This window comes from Edaphobacter sp. FHG110511_03, from assembly GCF_059115365.1.
Window position 1 is genome coordinate 1 of record NZ_JBZYWL010000022.1, and the last position, 19788, is coordinate 19788.

The following is a 19788-nucleotide window of genomic DNA, read 5'->3' on the forward strand; positions in this document are numbered from 1 at the left end:
AAACACATCTCATCCAGAGTGCAGATAGAAACCCCGTGGAGTACAACATGCAGTCGCAAATACAACCAGAACCAAAAGCCCAATTATGGAAAACAAGGACGAAGCCTTGACACCTGTGACCTGCTCATAGAAAACGAGTATCTCGGAAGCTGACGGGCGCTTCCGAGATACCGCTTTCTCCCCAAAACGGCGATTGAAGATCGTAGATAGTCTCACAGTGGCACTTCTTCTTACGTGACCAGCTCTTGGGCGAACATTTCAATTGTCGTCGGCCCATGGAACTTCTCGGTTCCCGGGTTATCGAAGTGAATCCAGCCAGAGTTGAAACTCTTCACCATCTCGATGTAGAGCCCAGTCCGGTCGGCCGGCATGCCCATCGCTTCCAGAACGCCCTGCCAGGCTGCCTCGGGCAACTGTACGGCCTTCACCTCGCGGCTCAAGGCATTGCCGAACGCGGCCGCCGTTTCGTGCAAATCTGTTCCACCCTCCGGCCCTTCTACCTCAAGCACGCGCTCGCCCGTCCAGCTTTCCTGCAGTATTTTGGCGCCCGCTTGGCCGATGTCACGTGTGGCCACAAGTGGGAATTTGCGCGTGAGTGGCGCATAGAAGAAGGGCATCTCCCCTATCGCACGTATGTGGTCCAACGCTCCAAGCCAGTTTTCCATGAAACTGCCCGCGCGCAAATACGCCACAGGAATCGCGACTTCGTCCATTGGCGAACATCGTGGACGAAGAACTTCTCGTGTACCGCAAACCGCTCTGGCTCAAAGCTCGGTGAGTATTCGTGCAGACGTAGTGTCTCATCGACGAGCCCATGTACACCAACGATCATCGTGGGCGTCACCTTGGCCGTCTCGAGCAACCGGCCCCACCTCGCGGTTTGCTGACCGTCACCTGCGAAGACGATCGCTTCGGGCGTGGCCGATGGGTAGTACACCGTGACCTGCCGCCCACCGTCGTACTCTAACGTTTCGGTTAGGAACTCTCCTGACACTGCATCGTTGGGTTTGACGGGCACTTTGTCAGACTCACTTAAGTCGCGGTTGGCTTGATTCTCAGTTGGCTTCTCCATCGCCCCACTCTCTTTCATAAGATGATGGATAACCCAACATCAGGTTCTTCCTTTCAGAGGAACCTCGCGTAGCAGGAAACGGTGCGCGAGACTCGGCGAACTTCCCGCCTGCGATGAAGGAATGGATCTTTTTCAGCTTTCTAGGATGGCGCTTCTTCTTGGATTATAGACAACTTCTGCCCAAGAATTGTTCGAAGGCGCGACCGAGCGCGGCCTAAACGTGACATCACCGTCCCAAGAGGACAATCCAAGACCTCTGCTATCTCCTGATAAGACAGGTCCTCATATTGACGCAAAAGAATTATCTCCCCAAATTCTATCGGAAGCTGCGAAATAGCGTCTTTCACTTGTTGATGTAGTTCCTTGTCGACATAACGTTCATATGGTCCCTTGGACAATTCTCTGATTCCATTGGCAACACCCTCATCGTCATCCATGGAGACAGAGCATGGTGCGTGACGCCAACGCCGTATCTGATTGAGCCAGATATTCCGAAGTACGGTGAACATCCAGCCCTTAAAATTACTATCTGCCCGCAGGCGTCCCATTGCTCCGAGGGCTCGAACATAAGTTTCTTGCACTAGGTCCTCTGCTTCGGCAGGGTTTCGTGTCAACACCAGCGCGTAGCTATAAAGACCATCGATACTTTCGATGTAGACGAAATGCTGGTCAGGAGACATGACAATAGGGATTGATTGCAGGATTTGAGAACTGCCAATTTCTATTAATTGTTTGAATCTGTTTTGTAACGGCACCGAAATTAAAATTACATAAAGAGACAGCGCTCCTTGTCACAGAATTGTCTACTCTGCAAATCTCGGCTCTTGTAGATATATGGCCCTATGACAGGAACATAATGTGTTTCGCAAATATGTTTAAGGAAAGCGGCTGGGCAAGCTGCTGACGAGGCAATCTCGATGAGATCTGGCGTCTGAAACGTCTTGTTGCCTCGGGATCCTTGATGACTCTCTCCCATCTCATGCATACCCAGGCGTCAACCCTTACTTTGACGCAAAGCCTCCAGCGAATCGAGCAGACTACCCTGTCGACCTCTGGTACACCTACTTCGTATCCTGCCGGCCGATGAGATGAAAATCGAGCTGCTCGAAGCGCATAATATGCAGCTGCCGCTTAATAGCACGTAGGTACCCAACTTTTCGAAAAGCCGGTTATTCGGCCACTTGCCGAAGACATAGATCGAGTCTGATATGCAGTGACCCCATCAAGTACGCGAGATCGGTGGCGTTGCCTTTATAGTTGTCGCGGCTGACTTCCCCATTTGCAACAACATATCGCCAAGCAATTCGTCAGTGGCGCAGTGGCAAATGTCAGGATAATGCATCGGGTGTGCGCAGGTAGCTACGAGATTTAGCGATAATGTTGCACTCCCAGAATCACATCGTTCAAATTACCTAACCGTCATCGACCTCTTCACACCGAATGCACCTGCCGTTGAGTCGGACATAGACGAACCTGTACTAACGCGCGACCCTGCCCGGCCTTCCGCTCCTACCTTCTCCGCGGGAATTACAGATTCGCTTAAAAGGTAATTAACCGCAAGGAAAGTGTTTATCGCCAAGCGGTCAATGAACGATCGCCTTACTCCTAGATATAGGAGTACCTCCATTGGGAAAGTGGCACCTACGCTCGGAAGCAGTTGGGCAGACATGATGGATTAGACGAGCCAATGCGTATTAGAACAAGTAAAAGGCTTAAACAAGGAAAGTTGCAAAAATGAAACTACTTCACATTGACTCCAGCGCTCGGGCCAATTCCATCTCGCGCAGGCTGACAGCCCAATTTATCGAGGCTTGGAAAAGAAATTATCCCGGCGGGGATGTGACCTATCGGGATCTCGCCACAACCGCCATTCCTCCGGTCACTGATGATTGGGCGGCAACCTTTGCCGATCCGGCAACGCTCACGACAGTCCAAAAAGCGTATCTCTCCATCTCGGATGAGCTGACGGCTGAACTCCGGGCAGCGGACATCATCGTGATTGGTTCGCCAATGTACAACTATTCCATCTCTGCTCCGCTCAAGGCCTGGCTCGATCAGATTGTCCGCATGGGCAAGACCTTTGACATCAGTGCAGGTGCCCCCGTTGGACTACTGGTCGATAAGAAAGCAATGGTCATCACGACCCGCGGCGGTGTTTACGGGCCAGATAGCCCAACCGCTGCACTTGACTTTCAGGAGCCGTATCTGCGCGCCATCCTGGGCTTCATCGGCTTGTCCGACTTGACGTTTCTCCACGTCGAAGGACAGATGAAACCTGAGGCGGAGATCAAATTTGCAAATGCTGCCGCACATATCAACGAACTTGCAAAGTGATGGTGATACGAAGCATCTCATTTCTTATCAAGATCAATAAAACCGATTGTAAAGTTGGTTCTGCCACAGAAGATTCGCGTGATATAAGCGCCCCATTACAACGGTAATCACGGAAGAAGTCATGGATGTTGGCACACTCACGGCACAATCAACAGAGGCGAAGAGGTAAAAGTGCACTTTAGATTCTGGACGTGTGTTGCGGTAGGTTTGACGGCAACGTTTTCAACAATGCCGATGCGAGCATTGACGCCGGAGGAGCGGGCAATCCTAACGACCATTCAACGGATCATGGACGGTGTAGCGCAACGAAACCATGCAATGGTGAAGGAGCAACTTTTTCCTGGAGGTATGGCGACACTGATTCGTGAAGGTAAGCCATTGCAGCTCAATTTCGACGCATTTGTCGAACGACTGCCAACCATAGGCGCAACTAAGTTGGAAGAGCGCCTTTATGATCCTCTTGTTCGCATCGACGATGACATTGCGGTCGTGTGGAGCCCATATAAATATTTCATCGACGACAAGCTCGATCACTGCGGGACAGATCTGTTTAGTCTGATTCGTCGTGATGGGCGCTGGCTGGTCTCGGGCATTGCCGATAACAGTCGAAAGGACTGCTTATCAAAGTAGGCGACCGACCTCAACCTCCTCGGACGAAACAATATCCTGGCGACGAATTTAGAGACGTAATCATTCCGTCCCATCCCTAAGATTGAACTTCTGAAGAGTCCTAGGGATTGATCGAAAGAGCAAAATGAAAATCTTGCTTTCCTCCATTCCGGCTACCGGACACTTTAATCCGATACTCGTCGCAGCCCGTATTTTAAAAGAAGCGGGCCACGAAACGGCCATCTACACCAGCGTAGTCTTTCGCGACAAAATTGAAAGAGCTGGGATACGATTTATTCCCCTACCCGAAGAGGCTGACCAGGGCGTGCGCGACTTCATCGCGTCATTCTTAGAAAAGCACAAGGTAACACCCGGTCCCGAGGAGATGCTAAAAGGCTTTACTGGCGCGTTCCTCAATCCCATGATCTCCCAGTTCCGAGGGTTGCAGGCAATTCTCAAAGAGTTCCCTGCCGAGGTTGTGATACACGAAATGAGCTTCGCTGGTGTGCTCCCAATGCTTCTCGGCCCTCGCTCCGCGCGACCGGCGAGTGTCTACCTGGGAGTCATGCCGCTGCCCCTTGAGCGCGCAGACGGCGCTCCGTGGGGTCCGGGACTGCTGCCAAGCGACGACTTGGAAAAGCGAAAAGAGTATGCCGAGATCGCGCGCAATCTGGAGGAGACAAAAGAGCTTCCCCTGCGACGTACGGCGGACAAGATGCTGGCCGATATCGGCCTACCTTCATTACCAGCCTCGCTCTTCGCGTCGGAAGCGGTGCTCGCAGATTTAATCCTTCAGCCTTGCACGCCTCTCTTCGAGTTCCCACTTCGCGACCCTGAAGAGAGACTGCACTTTATCGGGGCATTGCTGCCAAGCGATGTCGGCGATGCCCCTGCACGAATTAAGGAAGCAAAAAGGGCTGGACGGAAAATTGTTCTCGTCAGCCAGGGAACGTCCGCAAACAACGATCTGAGCAAGCTATTGGCTCCTACGATACTCGGTCTTGGCGATCGCGAAGACTTACTGCTCCTCCTCACGACGGGTGGCAAGCCCATCGAGAACATTCCCTGCGAGCTCACTCCGAACACCATTGCTTCCCAGTATCTTAACTTCGGTCAGATCCTGCCCGATGTGGATGTGCTGGTCGCCTTCGGCAGCTATGGAACCGTGACGCAAACGCTCAGCTTTGGTGTGCCTATGGTAGTAGTGGGCAAGGGCGAGGACAAGCCAGAGGTCGCTTCCCGTGTTACCTGGACGGGAACGGGTATCGATCTCGCTACAGATACGCCGACGCCTAACCAGATACGCGATGCAGTTGACCAGATCCTCGCAAAGACAAAATACCGCGCTCGCGCGCAGAAACTTGCCCGAGAGTTCGCGTCATACGATGCAGCTAAAAGGCTAACGGAGTTGGTGGAGACGCTGGTTGTCGAGCAGCGGGTGCTCGTAGATTGATGCAAATCTTCGCCAATCGGAATGCGAGTTCGCTCATCCGGATACGCCGGGCCTCTGATAATGCCATAAAGATGAGAAATAGGGATGGGCCAAGATTCCGCTGAATGTTTGAAAACTGTGTTGAAGACTATTCAGTAATGGGGGTACCTCAGGAATGGAGCAAGATCGCGGTAGACCCCTTCGTTTCGATATTTAGCGAAACTATTGAATCGACATCGTTATGTTTAGACGGCTTAATGCTTTAACAAAAGAGGAACCTATGCTAAGTCAGAAGTTGCTGGTAATGTTCTTATCGGCCCACTCGCTCATCGCCATGGGATCAACCCAACCGCAAAGCACAGCAGATAGGTTGCAGGCATTGATCGCAACCTCTGCCCAGAGACTGTCCATCGGGAAACAGGTTGCCCTCTCGAAATGGGACAGCAAGATTACAGTCGAGGATGCCCAGCGTGAAGCGCACGTCATTGCGGCTGCGATACAAGCAGGCGAATTGCGAGGTTTGGATCAAGTTTCGGTGGCGACATTCTTCAAGGCCCAAATCGAGGCCAACAAGCTCATACAGTATTCCCTCCTTGCCGACTGGTATCGCCTTGGCAACGTGCCCGCCCACTCATCGATAGATTTAGCCAATACGATTCGGCCCGAGCTAGATCTGATACAAACAGCCTTAATCGCAGAATTGGTCGAGACTACAAATATTCGCGCGAAGGCGTCTTGTCCATCTGAGCTCGCAGTAGAAGTCGGAAAATACGTAGCGGCACATCAAGCTGATCTAAGCGACCTTGATACCATTGCGCTCGATCGTGCGTTGGCGACAGCCTGCATCGCAAAAAGATAGTCGCCTTCAACTCTATAGCCGGGCTAGGTGGGAGATAACCCAGCTTTTTGAAAACGCGATCAGCGGTTACGAGACCCTCGTCGTACGCCCTGGTTTTCCATCCCACCTGTATTCGGACGGCGTGTAGATTCATCATGCGTCTCAAGGGTAACCACGCTTGGTAGCATCGCGCGCTTGATTCTCTGATCCCCATCCAGAATTTCATCAATATGGGAAACCGGACTGAACATCGCGCACTTGGTTCACGATTTTATTCACTCCATATGCCCAGTTTCTTGAAATGAGCCTCAAGAACGGCGCCTGAGGGCCATCGTCAATTTCCTGAAGCGTTCAGAGTTTATCGGTTGCATCACAAAGTGGGCCCAGAGCACGTATGAGGGCGATAGAAAATAAGCACCTTGAAATTTCAGGATACCTAACCTTACGATCCCTAATGGCCTCAGCGAGTTGTGCCCGGCAAGAAGCGCGTGAGGGAGAGCGGGTTCGGTTGGCCAAGGCTGAGATCAGTACAGCCTGAATACGATCGATCTGGGGACGTACAGTCTGAGCTAAATCGATTCCCGAGTGCTCGGGCGCTCTTCCTTGTGCCTGTCACTTCGTCAGCAAGGCATACTGGATCAACTTATTCGCCTCTATCTGAGCCGAGAAAAAGCGCTGGACAAATTCGGCAGGCAGCTCCACTTCTCGACCAGCGGTTATAGCCGCATCAATCACCTGCCGTTCTCGCGCTACATCCTCGACGGGTGCGCCGTCGTCCCATTTCACAAACGCCACTTCTCTGGCTAATGCGAGCCGCTGCACAGAGGCGTCGATCAAAGTATTTAGCGCGTCGCACTCCCCTCCTTGGATCGAAGACAGGTATGCCGATTGGTGGCGAAACACGCCTCCGCAAGAAGCATTGCCATCAGTTAAAGAACACGGATGTTTCCTTCGTCACGTTATTCAACAGTAAGTACTCTATTGTGATGTGATGATCCGGTGCTGATAAGGCATGTGAACACCTACAGTGTTACTTCCTTCCGGGCTCGTACTCACCCGGCACAAAGCGGAATGTGATTGCGAGCCTGTTCCATCCATTGATGGTGATGATCGCCAGTGTCAGATTCACCAACTCTTCTTCGGAGAAGCTCTTCGTGGCAGTTTCATACACCGCGTCGGGAACATGTCCATCCTTGATCAAAGTGATTGCTTCTGTAAGCGCCAGCGCAACGCGCTCGCGGTCTGTAAAGAACGGTGTCTCCTCCCATGCCGAGAGCGCATAGAGGCGCTGCTCCGTCTCACCATCGGCACGGGCATCCTTCGTGTGCATGTCGATGCAATAGGCACATCCGTTGATCTGTGACGCGCGCACTTTTACCAGTTGAATGAGAGCGGGCTCCAGCTTCGATTGTTTGCGAACAAACGTCTCCAGCCCAAGCATGGCCTGATACGCCGCCGGTGATACCTTCTGTGCGTCTAGTCTTGCTTTCATCGACTTTAGCCCCTGCAACCAACACTAGGCTCTATATGAATTGCAGGAAAGGTCCATAATGCATATATGGAGTAGTCCACATAGTTCGTCAATTCAGAGATTTGCGGGATTTTGTATACCACAGACAGCGGGAATTAAGCATGACCACCTAGCGCTGACGTAAAGCAGCCACAAGGACCGAGACGCCGCGTCGCAGTTCCGCTGGCTTGCAGCCTGCGAAACCGAGCATGAGGGCCGGGCGCTGTTCGTATTTTGTTGTAAATATCGACAAGGGTTCTACTTCGAGTCCGAGCTTTCGCGCTTGCTGGGCAGCATCCTGGTCGGATCGCCATGTTTCGAGCCAGCCGAGCGTGCGGACGCCTGCGCCCGCGTGCACGACGTCGAGCACTCCACTGAGATGTTTGTCTGCCGCACCTTTAAGAACGTCGATGCGGTCCGCATAGGTCTGACGCATCCGGCGGAGATGATGGCCGAAATGGCCTTCGGTGATGAACTCTGCGAGGATGGCTTGGTCGAGCGTAGGTGGATGGCGGTCGACGAAACTGCGGGCTGATACGAACGCCTCTACGAGGCGCCCCGGCAAAATCATGAAACCGAGACGGAGAGCGTTGAAGAGCATCTTTGTGAAAGTGCCGACGTAAATCACGCAGCCGGAACTGTCGAGAGCGTGCAGAGAAGAAACAGGATGGCCGGAGTAACGATACTCTGCGTCATAATCGTCTTCGATGATCCACGCGTTCGCACTGGCGGCCCATCGGAGGAGTTCCAAGCGGCGGTCCGCGGACAAGGTGACGCCCATTGGAAATTGGTTTGCCGGTGTGACATAAGCAAGCTTCGCTTTGGGCGCAATCTTACGGCCGGCTTTCACGATAATGCCGTTTTCGTCTACAGGCACTGAAACGATACGCGCACTGGTGGAACGGAATGTTTGAAGAGCACCCGAATAGCCAGGGTCTTCCATCCAGACTTGATCGTCAGGATTGAGAAGAAAGCGGCCAAGAAGGTCAAGAGCCTGTTGTGTGCCCGAGGTTACGATGATCTGTTCCCATGAGCAGCGCACTCCACGTGAAGCACCGACGTACTCCGCGATGGCGCGACGTAGTGGCTGGTAGCCTGCAGCATTGCCTTGCCCATAGAGTGAGCGAGGAGCTCTACGTAAGACGCGCGAGGCCACGCGCGCCCAAAGATCTGTTGGGAAGAGATCGATGGCCGGCTCGTACGTTCGGAAGGCTTTACCGATCGAGTGAGACGCAGGGAGCACCTCAACATCCTTGAGAAATGGAACTGCACGTTTGGAAAATGCAGCCTTCGATGCCGGGAGAGCAAGAGCCGCAGGTTTGCGCGTTGCGGACATCAATCCATCCGGAACCCCAGAGACGACATAGGTCCCTGACCCAACTTCCGTGCGGGTGTATCCCTCGGCCTGTAGCTGGTCGAAGGCTTCGACGACGGTTCCGCGCGAGAGGGAGTACTGCTTCCCAAGACCGCGTGTGGATGGCATGCGAGCTCCAGGCTTCAAACGTCCGTCGAGGATGGCACTGCGCAGCTCCGTGTAGAGCCAGCGCCAAAGGTTCTGTTTGCCAGAGGGCGGGGCGAGTGAGAGATCCTGAAATGTTTCTTCCTTAGACATGGCTTGTTTAGTGTCAATCCCGGCAACTGATGAAGTGGACCGTTCCCTCTTTGCATTATGGACCTTCTCTGCAATCCATATAGAGCCTAGGGTTATTTCAGGGGATAAAGTGATGCAATCAAGGCTGCAAGTACAGCTTGTGACATGCACAAAACCAATGCTGGCGCTTGCATTTCTCATCGCCAGCATTCTGACCACAACTAGCACACTGAAGGCGGAGACGTCTGTCGTGTCGCCGATGGCACAGGAGACTATCACCCCGCTGATAACGAAAGATCTGGCAGGACTCCCTAGCAAGCAAGCTCTGATGTATACCGTAAGTTTTCCGCCGGGATTCTCGAGCCCGATCCACCGTCACAATGCACAGGTGTTTGTTTACGTTCTCGCGGGCTTTGTCGTGATGCAGGTGAGAGGGCAAAAAGCACTAACGTTGGGACCAGGCCAGAGCTTTTACGAAGATCCTAACGATATTCACATCGTTAGCCGTAACGCAAGTAGTACAAAGCCAGCACAGTTCCTTGTTTTCTTGATTCACAAACAAGGAGCTCCACTGGTGCTACCGGCAAAGTAAACAACAGTTGCTTGAAAGCTGTAAGGAGGAAAGTCGCATGTCAGATACGAACTCGATACTCGTGACTGGGGCCGCCGGTCAACTCGGAGGGATCGGTAGAATCGTGACCGGCCTACTCCTTGCTCGCGGTCTCCCGGTTCGCGCCATGGTTCGCCGCGACGATGATCGTGCCGCGGCCCTGCGAGCCGCTGGAGCCGATGTTGTGGTCGGAGATCTCCTCGAACCTGCCGACGTCTATCGGGTTGTCAGCGGCTGTAGTCGGATATATTTCGGCATGTCCGTGTCACCTGGGTATCTTGAGGCGACTGTGACTATGGCAGCGGTTGCCCGAGAACTCAGGGTCAACGCCTTGGTCAACATGTCCCAGATGACAGTTTCCGAGATGAGCATTCAGAACACCACCCCAAGCCGTCAGCAACGGCAGCACTGGCTCGGCGAGCAGGCGCTCGCGTGGTCCGGATTACCAGTAGTCACTATTCGACCGACGATGTTCCTGGAAACCTTGCTCCCCCTCGCTGGTCCCGCGGTGCGCGACCGAGACCGCATCGAACTGCCGTTCGGGCGGGGCAAGACCTCCCCTGTTGCCGCGGCTGATGTTGCCCGCACAGTCGCTGACGTGCTCGCCGATCCCGGGCCCCACCTTGGCCGGATATACGAACTTACCGGCCCGCGGTCTCAGGACATGCACGGGGTCGCCCAGGAATTTTCCGACGCCTTGGGTCGCGACGTTGTGTACTCCGATATTTCACCCGAAGATTGGGAACGAGAGTTGCAAAGAGCAGAATTGCCGGAACACCTTATTGGGCATCTGAGGACGATGGGCGAGTTACACCGGACGGGTCGGTATGACCGACTGGCTGACGGCGTGAGGCGCGTAACTGGTCAACCAGCAACTACGATCCGGGAATTTGTGTCTCTTCATGCGAAAGAGTTGGGCCGCCGATCGGTAGGTCCCAACGACTTGAGCCGCCCAACAGATTGAAACGAGGGAGATAGTAATGACAACAATGAGCAGCGTTCTGGATATGCAATCGAGTCACACGGAGCTAGGCAAACAAATCGTATCTTCCGTTGTGGCTAAAATTAATCAAGGGAAGGTTGCCGATGCCGTCGATCACTTCGGCACGGATTTTAAATTCAACGACCACGCGTTGGGACTTGAGTTCAACGACAAAGCACGGCTAAAAGAGTTCTTCGATAAGACGCATGAACTGTTTCCGGACGCTCACTTGAACGTAACGGCTATCTTCGAAAGCGGAAACCACGTCTTTGCAGAATGGACGCTCACTGCGACACATGTTGAGCTCTTTTGGCCCCGAGGCGAAGTCCGAGTGCGAAGATCCTTGCCCGGCGCTTCCGTTGTGGCAATAACTGGTGGACGTATCAGCGAATGGTCCGACTACTATGACAGCAGAACCGCGAACCGCAGTCGACTTGCCGATATTTTCACCGACTGGAGGGAACTATAAACAGTCCTGCGTTTCCATTCTCTGACCGGTCCGCATTTGAATATCGATCCACAGCCAAGCTTTATTGCGTCATGAGTGGTGCCATCTGAATCTTCTGAAACAACGACACGACTCCGACTCCCCGAGAATACCCAGCAATATAAGGAAGATCCTTCTCGAAAAAATCCCTACCAGTGGCGCTTGTTTCAGAGTTGAGGAGCCGAAGCACATCATTCTGAGAAATTACGCGTCACTCAAAACGCTTTCGAAGCTTACAAAGTGGATTCGTTATGGCTCCTGAACCTACGACAGAAAGTATTGCTGCATTCGTGCGGGGCTCCTCCCAGAGACTTTCATCAAGCATTGGACTTGGGTGGGAGAACATCGCGGTCGAACGTCATCTGATAGAACAAAGCGACAAACCTGAAGCCGAAATATCTCAGTACATAATTACGCTTGCACCTGGACCTCATGTGTTGGCTGGTAATCGTGCGGGGCCACATGGACATCTTTCGCCATACTTAAAACCGCCTGGAACGATAAATGTGAATGCTGAGGGATACGTACCGGCAGTATATCCGTCCACTCAAACAGACTTGATCGTCTGTGCGCTGAACCCGGTATTAGTTGGAGAGATAGCTGCGGAACGAGGCTCACGCAATACCTTTAAAATCCGAGAACGAAGAGACTTTTGGGATAAGGCATTATGTAGTCTGATTAGACTTATAGAAGAGGAGGCAAAATCCAGTGGAGCTTCAGGCCGACTCTATATAGATCATTTGATCCATGCACTTACGTTACGTCTTCTTGCTCTTGACGTGAGGAGTGACGATGGATCCACTCTGAGTAATTCGTTATCTCATCGCCGCCTGCAGCGTGTGGTCGAGCGCATGGAGGCAGACCTTGGTACTGATCTCGATCTCACGACACTAGCGGCAGAGAGCGGATATAGCATAAGCCATTTCCTTAGAATGTTTCAGGCTGCAATGGGATGTACCCCATTTCGATATTTATCACAGCTCCGAGTAAAAAGAGCGCAAGCGATGATGAGTAACAAAAATATGCGCCTGATTGATGTTGCACTAGAGTGCGGTTTTTCGAGTCACTCCCAGCTTTCACGCGTGTTTCGGCAGATCATTGGCGTGACTCCAAGCGAGTATCGACGCAACGTACAGTCAATTGCTTGCAACGAAAGCACACATCAACAAGCGTAACCGCGCTCGATAACCTCAAGGTTCTCGTTGAACGCCGGTCGACCGCCTAGCAGTCAAGCGCTGATAGAAAATACGTCAATTCACATCTGCACGTGGAGCACGGCGGTAATCACGTGTCCCGTTTTCTTGATAAAGAACAGCCGCTGCTATCGGATTCCAAGCAGTGCACACGGAACGCCCTCCGCAAGTTTTTCCCCGGTGTGGCCACTCGTCCAAATGTGTTTGGGCATACCGACGACAAGAAGGTCGCACTCATCGTGCTTTGCGGCTGCAAGAATACTACCGATTTCATCGCCATTCGATATGGTGGCTTCGATCGCAAGTCCGGCATCTTCTGCCAATTGGCGTGCTTTCGATTGCAAGTTGGTGTATTTGATTTGCATTTCGTCGGTCCACCGAATATAGGGAGCAACCGAGGTTGAAAAGGAAAAGTAAATCGGAGGAGGCTCTATGACACTGATAACGTTAAGACTTGCTTCAAATGATTTAGCCAACTCGATTGCTGCCAGCAGTGCTCTACCTGCTTCTTCTGACTCGTCAAATGCAATCGTAATCTTTTTAAACATTTTTCCCTCCCGACTTGAATTTTGCACTGGAGCAAACGGAAGCCCGAGACAGGGAGCGCAATCGCGGTGAAGCGCAAGATAGTTTGATTGTCGACCGCGATGGCGTCTCCTACGTGCTTGAGGTCAGTCCCAGAATCGTTGTGCGCGTGTGAAGAGGCATTTCTTCGACGTTGTTTCGACTGCGGCCCACCGTCATTTGTGGGATTCCCTACGACGCTTCCAGAATGGTGCACAACAACCGCCAGGCTTATGTTTTAGGCGAGGTGCGCGTGGGCGTCCCTCGTCTGGAAATGGGTCACTTCGTAATGACGTGGGAGAGAAATGCTCGTATAGGTTCACCAAATGGAGGGCGAAGTAGAAGCTCTGCCTGTGGCGACTTACTCTGCCGATAAATCGCTCGAGCATGGCTGAAGGTGAGGAATCCCTGTCTGCCGTGGTATGCGCCCATACCCGAAGGACCGATGCCGCCAAACGGAAGGCTGTTATCGAAGGCGTGTGTCATGCAATCGTTCACGGTCACGCCACCCGACGTCGTGCCGTCGAGCACCTTGCGCTCCTCCTCAGCATCCTGTGAAAAGTAGTACAACGCGAGCGGATGAGTGTGCTTGTTTATAAATGCAATTGCCTCATCGATCGTTTCGTAGGTTACGATCGGCAGCACCGGACCGAAAATCTCCTCTTGGAGCACCGTCATCGCCTCGGTGACCTTGAGCAGGAGAGTAGGAGCGATTCTGTGACTCGCAACGTCCGTCAGGTCTTCCGAAGCGGGATTGAGCTCGATCACCTCAGCTCCTTTCGCCTCAGCGTCTGCGATCCAGCTCTTGAGGCGATTGAAGTGCCGTTCGTTGATGATGGAGGTATAGTCAGGATTCCCTTGGAGTTTCGGGTACATGGATGCCACTGCAGATGTGGCCTCCGCTACGAATTGACCTTCGAGTCCGCTGGGCAAAAGCACATAGTCCGGGGCGAGGCAGATCTGTCCGGCGTTGACGGTCTTTGCGGTGAGAGTTCTGCGTGCAGCGTCCCCAATGTCCGCCGACTTTCCAATGAGAACGGGTGACTTGCCCCCGAGTTCGAGAGTCACAGGCGTCAGAGTCTCGGACGCTGCGCGCATGACCGCAGAACCTACCTTGGAGCTGCCTGTGAAGATTAGGTGATCAAACGGCAACGCCGTAAACGCGGCACCGACCTCAGGCCCGCCCTGCACCACCGCCAACTCCGTCTCGTCGAAATATTGTGCTGCAAGTTCTGCCATCAAAGCTGAGGTTGCAGGCGTCAGTTCGGATGGCTTCATCATGCAACGGTTGCCAGCGGCAAAGGCATAGCCGATGGGAGCAAATGCAAGCCTCCAAGGGAAATTCCACGAACTCACCACTCCGACAACACCCTTTGGAACATACTCGACGCGGGCCTCAGCGTCTGCGAACATCGCCTCATGAATCTCCGTTTGCATCCATTCGCGTAGGTGAAGCTTCGTGTACTTGAGGTTATCTATGACGCTCCAAACGTCGGTGAGCAGCGAGGCCTCCGCGCTTCGATGACCGTAATCTGTATTGAGCGCACTAACAATTTTGTCTTGATTGTCTACCAGCAGGGCAATGAGGCGATTCGTTCGATCAATGCGTGTTTCGTAAGCGGGTGCTCCTTCCGCCATGAATGCGGTTCTTTGGCGATTCAATAAAGACCGCAGACGTTCGGGTGTTATGTCGGCTACCTTTGAGCCGGGTGCCAGGGAATATCCTTGTGGGCTGACCTCCTGCGCTTCTAGTCTTATTTTCATTGATTTGATCTCCTTTGCATTCACACTAGGCTGTCTGTGGGCTAAAAAGTAGAGCCATAATGTGAACAGGGGCTAGTCCACTTTCACCAAAGTGGACCAAGGCGGTCACAATATCATCAGTCAGTCATCGATCAAGCAAGGAATGTCTATTCCTTAGTCTCTCCGGTGGAACCCCCAGATTGTTTAATAGGAATTAGCCGCAAGGAAGGTGTTTTTGGCAAAGCGGTGATTGGACATTCGCTCTACTCCTAGAAACAGGAGTAACGGCATGGAAAAAGCATTTCCTAACGACGACAAGAATTCAGGCAGACATGATGGATTAGACGCACCAATGTTTGCAGAACGTGTGCGCCTGAATCAGGAGAAACTCACTTCCAATCTGAAATCGCAATACGACTTTATCGTTTGTGGATCCGGTTCATCTGGGTCGGTTGTGGCTCGTCGGTTGGCCGAAAATCCCGACGTCAGCGTTCTGCTAGTTGAAGCAGGAGGCAGCGACGACGTATCCTGCGTGAGTGAAGCAAATCAATGGCCTGTGAACTTGGGGAGTGAGCGGGATTGGAGTTTTCAGGCCCAACCGAATCCATACCTTAATGGCCGCTCGGTTCCCTTGCCAATGGGGAAGGTTTTGGGTGGTGGCTCCAGTATCAATGTGATGGGTTGGGCCCGGGGTCATAAAAGTGATTGGGACTTCTTCGCATCCGAAGTAGGAGATACCTCGTGGAATTACGAGTCGGTGTTGAATATTTATCGTCGGATCGAAGGCTGGCAGGGAGCGCCGGATCCAAAGTATCGAGGGACTGGAGGGTTGGTCCACGTAGAATCCCCCCAAAATCCGAATCCGATCGCTCCTGCCATGCTCGAGGGGGCACGTTCGATCGGAATTCCGACATTTGAAAGTAACAACGGCCGCATGATGGAAGGTCCAGGCGGTGCCTCCCTCATCGACATGTTAGTTCGCGGCGGGAAGCGCCAGTCAATTTTTCGCGCATATACATTTCCTTATATGGACCGCCAAAATCTGACGGTTCTCAGCAATGCTCTGGTTACTAGAGTGACTTTCGAGGGCCAGCGAGCCACCGGCGTCGAGATCTCCTACGAGAATGAGACTTATCGCATTCGTGCCAGTCTTGAAGTGGTGCTGTCGCTTGGTGCGATTCATACTCCTAAAGTTCTAATGCAATCTGGTGTTGGTGATCAGGCCGAACTGCAACGGATTGGAATTCCGCTATTGCAACACTTGCCGGGTGTCGGGAAAAACTTTCAAGATCACCCCGCGTTCGGTTGTGTCTGGGAGTCTGCGGACACCCTGGATGTACGCAACACTATGTGCGAGGCGACCTTCTTCTGGAGGAGTAAAACGGAAATAGATAGTCCGGACCTGCAGACATGCCAGGCTGAAATCCCATTTTCGAGCGCAGAGAATGCAGCCAAATTCGGGATGCCTACCAATGGTTGGTCGTTGTTCGGTGGTGTCGTGAGTCCGAAAAGCAGAGGCCATATTCGCCTGACAGGTCCCAATCCTCTGGACCCCGTTCAGATCGAGGCTAATTTCCTCTCGCACCCGGATGACCTGCAAGCGGCAGTAGCCTGCGTAAAACTTTGCCGCGAGATAGGTAACTCCGCCCCACTTCAGCCGTTTGTGAAGAGAGAAGTGATGCCGGGCAACCTTAAAGGTGTGCAGTTAGAGGACTTCGTTCGGAATGGCGTCGTGACCTTCTGGCATCAGACATGTACGGCAAAGATGGGGCGAGATTCCATGTCTGTAGTCGACGGCAATCTCAAAGTTTACGGGATCGACAATCTTCGTATAGCAGATGGATCTATCCTGCCGCGCGTTACAACTGGTAACACGATGGCTCCCTGCGTCATCATCGGCGAGCGTGCCGCCGAGATCCTGCAGGTTGCACATAACTTGTGATCAGCTAGGATCCACTCGACGTGGATGAGGAATGAGCTATGAAATTAGGCTTTGTAAGTCTGCCCTTTGCAAGACATCTGAATCCGATGAAGGCGTTAGCACGTAAGATGCAAGCGCGCGGACATCAGGTGGTGTTCATCGGCGTTCCCGATGCGGAACCTTTCGCCCTTGCAGCTGGACTTTCCTTCTTATCATTTTGCGACGAGGAGTTTCCGGCGGGCTCGATCGCCAAACTGTTCGAACCCGCAGCTAAACTGCATGGCCTAGAGGCGTCGTGTTGGTCCGTTTGTGCGGCAGCGGGAGGCCTGTTCATGGCGGCATCTCTACGCATGCGCAAGGTAGTGGCGCGATTACTGCTGCGACGCTTGATCGAGCGCTCGCTGGCGCGTGCACGCCGTGAATCACGGCTACGCTCGAATTCGAGGATTGTAGAGCGACGTTCGCACGAAATAGAGAAGGTGCCATCTCGGTGCGGTCCTCTTAATAGCCTGAGGATCTGCGAGTAATTCAGCGAGCCAAAGAGCAACGGTCACGTCGACGGCGATCAATCGGCTCGGGCTTTATTCAACGAAGCCTGTTGTCGCAGAGAGGCAGAATATTTAAAAATGAATTCTAGGGAACAAGTACATTTGAATCAGAAGCACCTCGCCGAAGAACTAAAGCCACATTACGATTTCATCGTTTGTGGATCAGGCTCTTCAGGCTCCGCGTTAGCAGGAAGGCTGGCAGAGAATCCAAACGTTAGCGTCCTGCTTGTTGAGGCTGGAGGAAGCGACGATGTCTCAAGCATCAGGGATCCTGATCGTTGGCTACACAATCTCGGTACCGAGCACGAATGGGGGTTTTCGGCTCAACCCAATCCTAGTCTAAACGGTCGATCACTTTCGCAGTCGATGGGTAAGGTTCTTGGGGGAGGATCCAGCATCAACGCGCTGATGTGGACACGCGGACATAGAAATGATTGGGATTTCTTCGCTTCCGAGTCAGGGGATGCAGCATGGGATTACGAATCGATTCTGAATATTTATCGTCGGATCGAAGACTGGCATGGCGCGCCAGATCCAAAATATAGGGGAACGGGCGGGCCAATGTTTGTTCAACCAGCACCCAACCCAAATTCTGCGCCCGCTGTGATGATAGAAGGGGCGAATTCAATTGGAATACCATCTTTCGATAATCCGAACGGTCGCATGATGGAAAGCGATGGCGGCGCTTCCATGCTCGACGTGATTGTACGCGATGGTAAGCGACAATCCGTTTTCCGTTCTTATGTCTTTCCACTTATGGACCGCCCAAATCTAACCGTGCTTACACGCGCTCTAGTTACACGAGTTTTATTTAATGGAAAACGGGCAACAGGAGTGGAGATTGTCTGTGACGACAAAATGTATCGAATTGGCGCGGGAAATGAAGTTGTATTGTCATTGGGTGCTATCAACACTCCAAAGGTACTGATGCAATCCGGCATCGGAGACCAGGTTGAGCTGGGACGGCTCAGAATTCCTCTCGTACAACATCTCCCAGGTGTAGGCCATAATCTGCAGGATCACTTCCTGATCTATGGGTGCGTTTGGGAATACCGCCACCCTTCTGTGATTCCAAATGCTGCGCGGGCAGTTTTGTTCTGGAAAACGGATCCCACTCTCGATACACCGAACACCCAGATCGTTCAAAGCGATGGCGGAAGGGTCAGAGGCGAGATGAAAAACCTTGGACTAACCAAAGATTCATGGTGGTCAATTGCACCCGGGATCGTACGCCCAAGGAGTCGAGGTCGCCTGCGTCTCACAGGCCCCGCCCCCTTTGACGAAATCAAAATTGAGCTTAATACCCTTTCTGACCCCGAGGATATGAAAGCGGCTATTGCGTCTATTGAGATCTGTCGTGAAATAGCCAGCAGCCCTGCCCTGCAACCATTCGTTAGACGCGAGCTGATGCCGGGCAAACTGAAAGGGAGTGCGCTGGCAGATTTTGTTCGAGATGGCATAGTGACCTACTGGCACCAGGCCGGTAGCGCAAAAATGGGTCGTGATCCGATGTCTGTTGTAGATTCGAATCTAAAAGTCTACGGACTCAATAATCTTCGTATCGCTGATGGATCTATCATGCCACGCGTAACCACGGGAAATACGATGGCCCCCTGTGTGGTTATCGGTGAGCGTGCCGCTGAAATTATTAAAAGACAATACAGTCTCTGAAATAAGATCGCTTCACTCTGGCGATGCCGATGGCCTGAGCGCTGGATTTCCCTTGAGCGATTCACTGCATCCGCTCGATCAGCCAGACCGCCATACCGTTATCCCTGAGGGTCAACCCATCTGTCGCCTCCGACCCTCAACTCAGGATGGAGCTGCGGCACTTTGGCTTTGCGGAGCTACGACATTATTGCTTTTGCTCCTACATCTGATGTTGGCACCCGATAGAAATGTCAGGGTATCTTTCTCATTAGAAATGTCAGTATATAAATCTCTTAGTCGTCGTGCGGTAGAAATGTGCGAAATCGCCGCTTTTGCGATTTCCAAGGGCTGTAGGAAGGTTCCATGCTATGCTCACCGCGAGACTCTGGGCACGTTGAACCGTGAGCAAAAACAGCAGTAGTTAGTGCTTGGGTGATGGGCGCAGCGACCAACTGATGAATGGGGAGAAACTGACAGGGAAAGAAGGCATATGCCCATAGTTCTCAGAAGTGCTGAAGAAAGCGACATTGCCAGCATGGCGTCGATCCGTGCTGCCGACTCTCAAAACGAATTGTTCTGGGGGGACAGAATCTCTAGATATCTGAGCCGGGAGCATTCACCCCAGCATGCGCTGCAGTCGCGCGCAATTTTTGTAGCTGTTGATGAAGAAGTTGTGGGGTTCATTGCGGGGCATCTGACGCAGG

Annotated in this window: 20 protein-coding genes; 12 read left to right on the forward strand and 8 right to left on the reverse strand. The window is 52.7% G+C overall.

Annotation, left to right across the window (positions count from 1 at the left end):
- Window positions 1–230: 230 nt before the first annotated feature.
- The 3 genes from AC5S26_RS29305 to AC5S26_RS29315 form a co-directional block, all read right to left on the reverse strand.
- Window positions 231–617, reverse strand: a complete 387-nt coding sequence (locus AC5S26_RS29305; RefSeq protein WP_494188486.1) for a Rossmann-fold NAD(P)-binding domain-containing protein — start codon at window positions 615–617, stop codon at window positions 231–233.
- A 5-nt stretch (window positions 618–622) separates the two neighbouring features.
- Complete coding sequence (locus tag AC5S26_RS29310) at window positions 623–1072, reverse strand: hypothetical protein (protein ID WP_494188487.1); 450 nt, start codon at window positions 1070–1072, stop codon at window positions 623–625.
- A 140-nt stretch (window positions 1073–1212) separates the two neighbouring features.
- Window positions 1213–1827: a sigma-70 family RNA polymerase sigma factor gene (locus AC5S26_RS29315; RefSeq protein WP_494188488.1), complete on the reverse strand. Its 615-nt coding sequence runs from the start codon at window positions 1825–1827 to the stop codon at window positions 1213–1215.
- Window positions 1828–2806: 979 nt separating this feature from the next.
- Between AC5S26_RS29315 and AC5S26_RS29320 the strand changes: the two genes are divergently transcribed.
- From AC5S26_RS29320 to AC5S26_RS29335, 4 genes are all read left to right on the forward strand, one after another.
- Complete coding sequence (locus AC5S26_RS29320; protein WP_494188489.1) at window positions 2807–3406, forward strand: FMN-dependent NADH-azoreductase; 600 nt, start codon at window positions 2807–2809, stop codon at window positions 3404–3406.
- 171 nt (window positions 3407–3577) lie between these two features.
- Window positions 3578–4036 (forward strand): nuclear transport factor 2 family protein, encoded by a 459-nt coding sequence (locus AC5S26_RS29325; RefSeq protein WP_494188490.1) that lies wholly within the window; start codon window positions 3578–3580, stop codon window positions 4034–4036.
- Between the two features lie 124 nt (window positions 4037–4160).
- Complete coding sequence (locus tag AC5S26_RS29330; protein ID WP_494188491.1) at window positions 4161–5468, forward strand: glycosyltransferase; 1308 nt, start codon at window positions 4161–4163, stop codon at window positions 5466–5468.
- Between the two features lie 259 nt (window positions 5469–5727).
- On the forward strand, window positions 5728–6306 hold the full coding sequence (locus AC5S26_RS29335; RefSeq protein ID WP_494188492.1) for a chorismate mutase: 579 nt from the start codon (window positions 5728–5730) through the stop codon (window positions 6304–6306).
- A 591-nt stretch (window positions 6307–6897) separates the two neighbouring features.
- Here the strand turns inward: AC5S26_RS29335 and aroQ are convergent.
- The 3 genes from aroQ to pdxR form a co-directional block, all read right to left on the reverse strand.
- Entirely contained in the window at window positions 6898–7188 is a 291-nt protein-coding gene (gene aroQ / locus AC5S26_RS29340) for a gamma subclass chorismate mutase AroQ (protein WP_494188493.1), read from the reverse strand.
- Window positions 7189–7315: 127 nt separating this feature from the next.
- A complete protein-coding gene (locus AC5S26_RS29345; protein ID WP_494188494.1) occupies window positions 7316–7777 on the reverse strand; it encodes a carboxymuconolactone decarboxylase family protein in 462 nt (153 codons plus the stop codon).
- A gap of 148 nt (window positions 7778–7925) precedes the next feature.
- Window positions 7926–9407 (reverse strand): MocR-like pyridoxine biosynthesis transcription factor PdxR, encoded by a 1482-nt coding sequence (pdxR, locus tag AC5S26_RS29350; RefSeq protein WP_494188495.1) that lies wholly within the window; start codon window positions 9405–9407, stop codon window positions 7926–7928.
- Window positions 9408–9417: 10 nt separating this feature from the next.
- On the opposite strand from pdxR, the gene AC5S26_RS29355 reads away from it, so the two are divergent.
- From AC5S26_RS29355 to AC5S26_RS29370, 4 genes are all read left to right on the forward strand, one after another.
- Entirely contained in the window at window positions 9418–9978 is a 561-nt protein-coding gene (locus AC5S26_RS29355; protein ID WP_494188496.1) for a cupin domain-containing protein, read from the forward strand.
- 37 nt (window positions 9979–10015) lie between these two features.
- Entirely contained in the window at window positions 10016–10960 is a 945-nt protein-coding gene (locus AC5S26_RS29360; protein WP_494188497.1) for an NAD(P)H-binding protein, read from the forward strand.
- Between the two features lie 16 nt (window positions 10961–10976).
- Window positions 10977–11447 carry a nuclear transport factor 2 family protein gene (locus tag AC5S26_RS29365; protein WP_494188498.1) on the forward strand — a complete coding sequence of 157 codons (471 nt, stop codon included), beginning with the start codon at window positions 10977–10979 and terminating at the stop codon, window positions 11445–11447.
- Window positions 11448–11716: 269 nt separating this feature from the next.
- Window positions 11717–12640: a helix-turn-helix domain-containing protein gene (locus AC5S26_RS29370; protein ID WP_494188499.1), complete on the forward strand. Its 924-nt coding sequence runs from the start codon at window positions 11717–11719 to the stop codon at window positions 12638–12640.
- A 146-nt stretch (window positions 12641–12786) separates the two neighbouring features.
- Here AC5S26_RS29370 and AC5S26_RS29375 read toward each other — a convergent pair whose 3' ends face one another.
- Both AC5S26_RS29375 and AC5S26_RS29380 read right to left on the reverse strand, forming a co-directional pair.
- Window positions 12787–13206, reverse strand: a complete 420-nt coding sequence (locus AC5S26_RS29375; RefSeq protein WP_494188500.1) for a universal stress protein — start codon at window positions 13204–13206, stop codon at window positions 12787–12789.
- A 295-nt stretch (window positions 13207–13501) separates the two neighbouring features.
- On the reverse strand, window positions 13502–14986 hold the full coding sequence (locus AC5S26_RS29380) for a coniferyl aldehyde dehydrogenase (RefSeq protein ID WP_494188501.1): 1485 nt from the start codon (window positions 14984–14986) through the stop codon (window positions 13502–13504).
- Window positions 14987–15254: 268 nt separating this feature from the next.
- On the opposite strand from AC5S26_RS29380, the gene AC5S26_RS29385 reads away from it, so the two are divergent.
- From AC5S26_RS29385 to AC5S26_RS29400, 4 genes are all read left to right on the forward strand, one after another.
- On the forward strand, window positions 15255–16907 hold the full coding sequence (locus AC5S26_RS29385) for a GMC family oxidoreductase (protein WP_494188502.1): 1653 nt from the start codon (window positions 15255–15257) through the stop codon (window positions 16905–16907).
- Window positions 16908–16945: 38 nt separating this feature from the next.
- The gene (locus AC5S26_RS29390; protein WP_494188503.1) at window positions 16946–17413 is read left to right on the forward strand and encodes a hypothetical protein; all 468 of its coding nucleotides are present in this window, start codon (window positions 16946–16948) and stop codon (window positions 17411–17413) included.
- 99 nt (window positions 17414–17512) lie between these two features.
- Window positions 17513–19105 carry a GMC family oxidoreductase gene (locus AC5S26_RS29395; protein WP_494188504.1) on the forward strand — a complete coding sequence of 531 codons (1593 nt, stop codon included), beginning with the start codon at window positions 17513–17515 and terminating at the stop codon, window positions 19103–19105.
- Between the two features lie 469 nt (window positions 19106–19574).
- On the forward strand, window positions 19575–19788 hold a 214-nt coding region (locus AC5S26_RS29400), incomplete at its 3' end, for a GNAT family N-acetyltransferase (protein WP_494188505.1).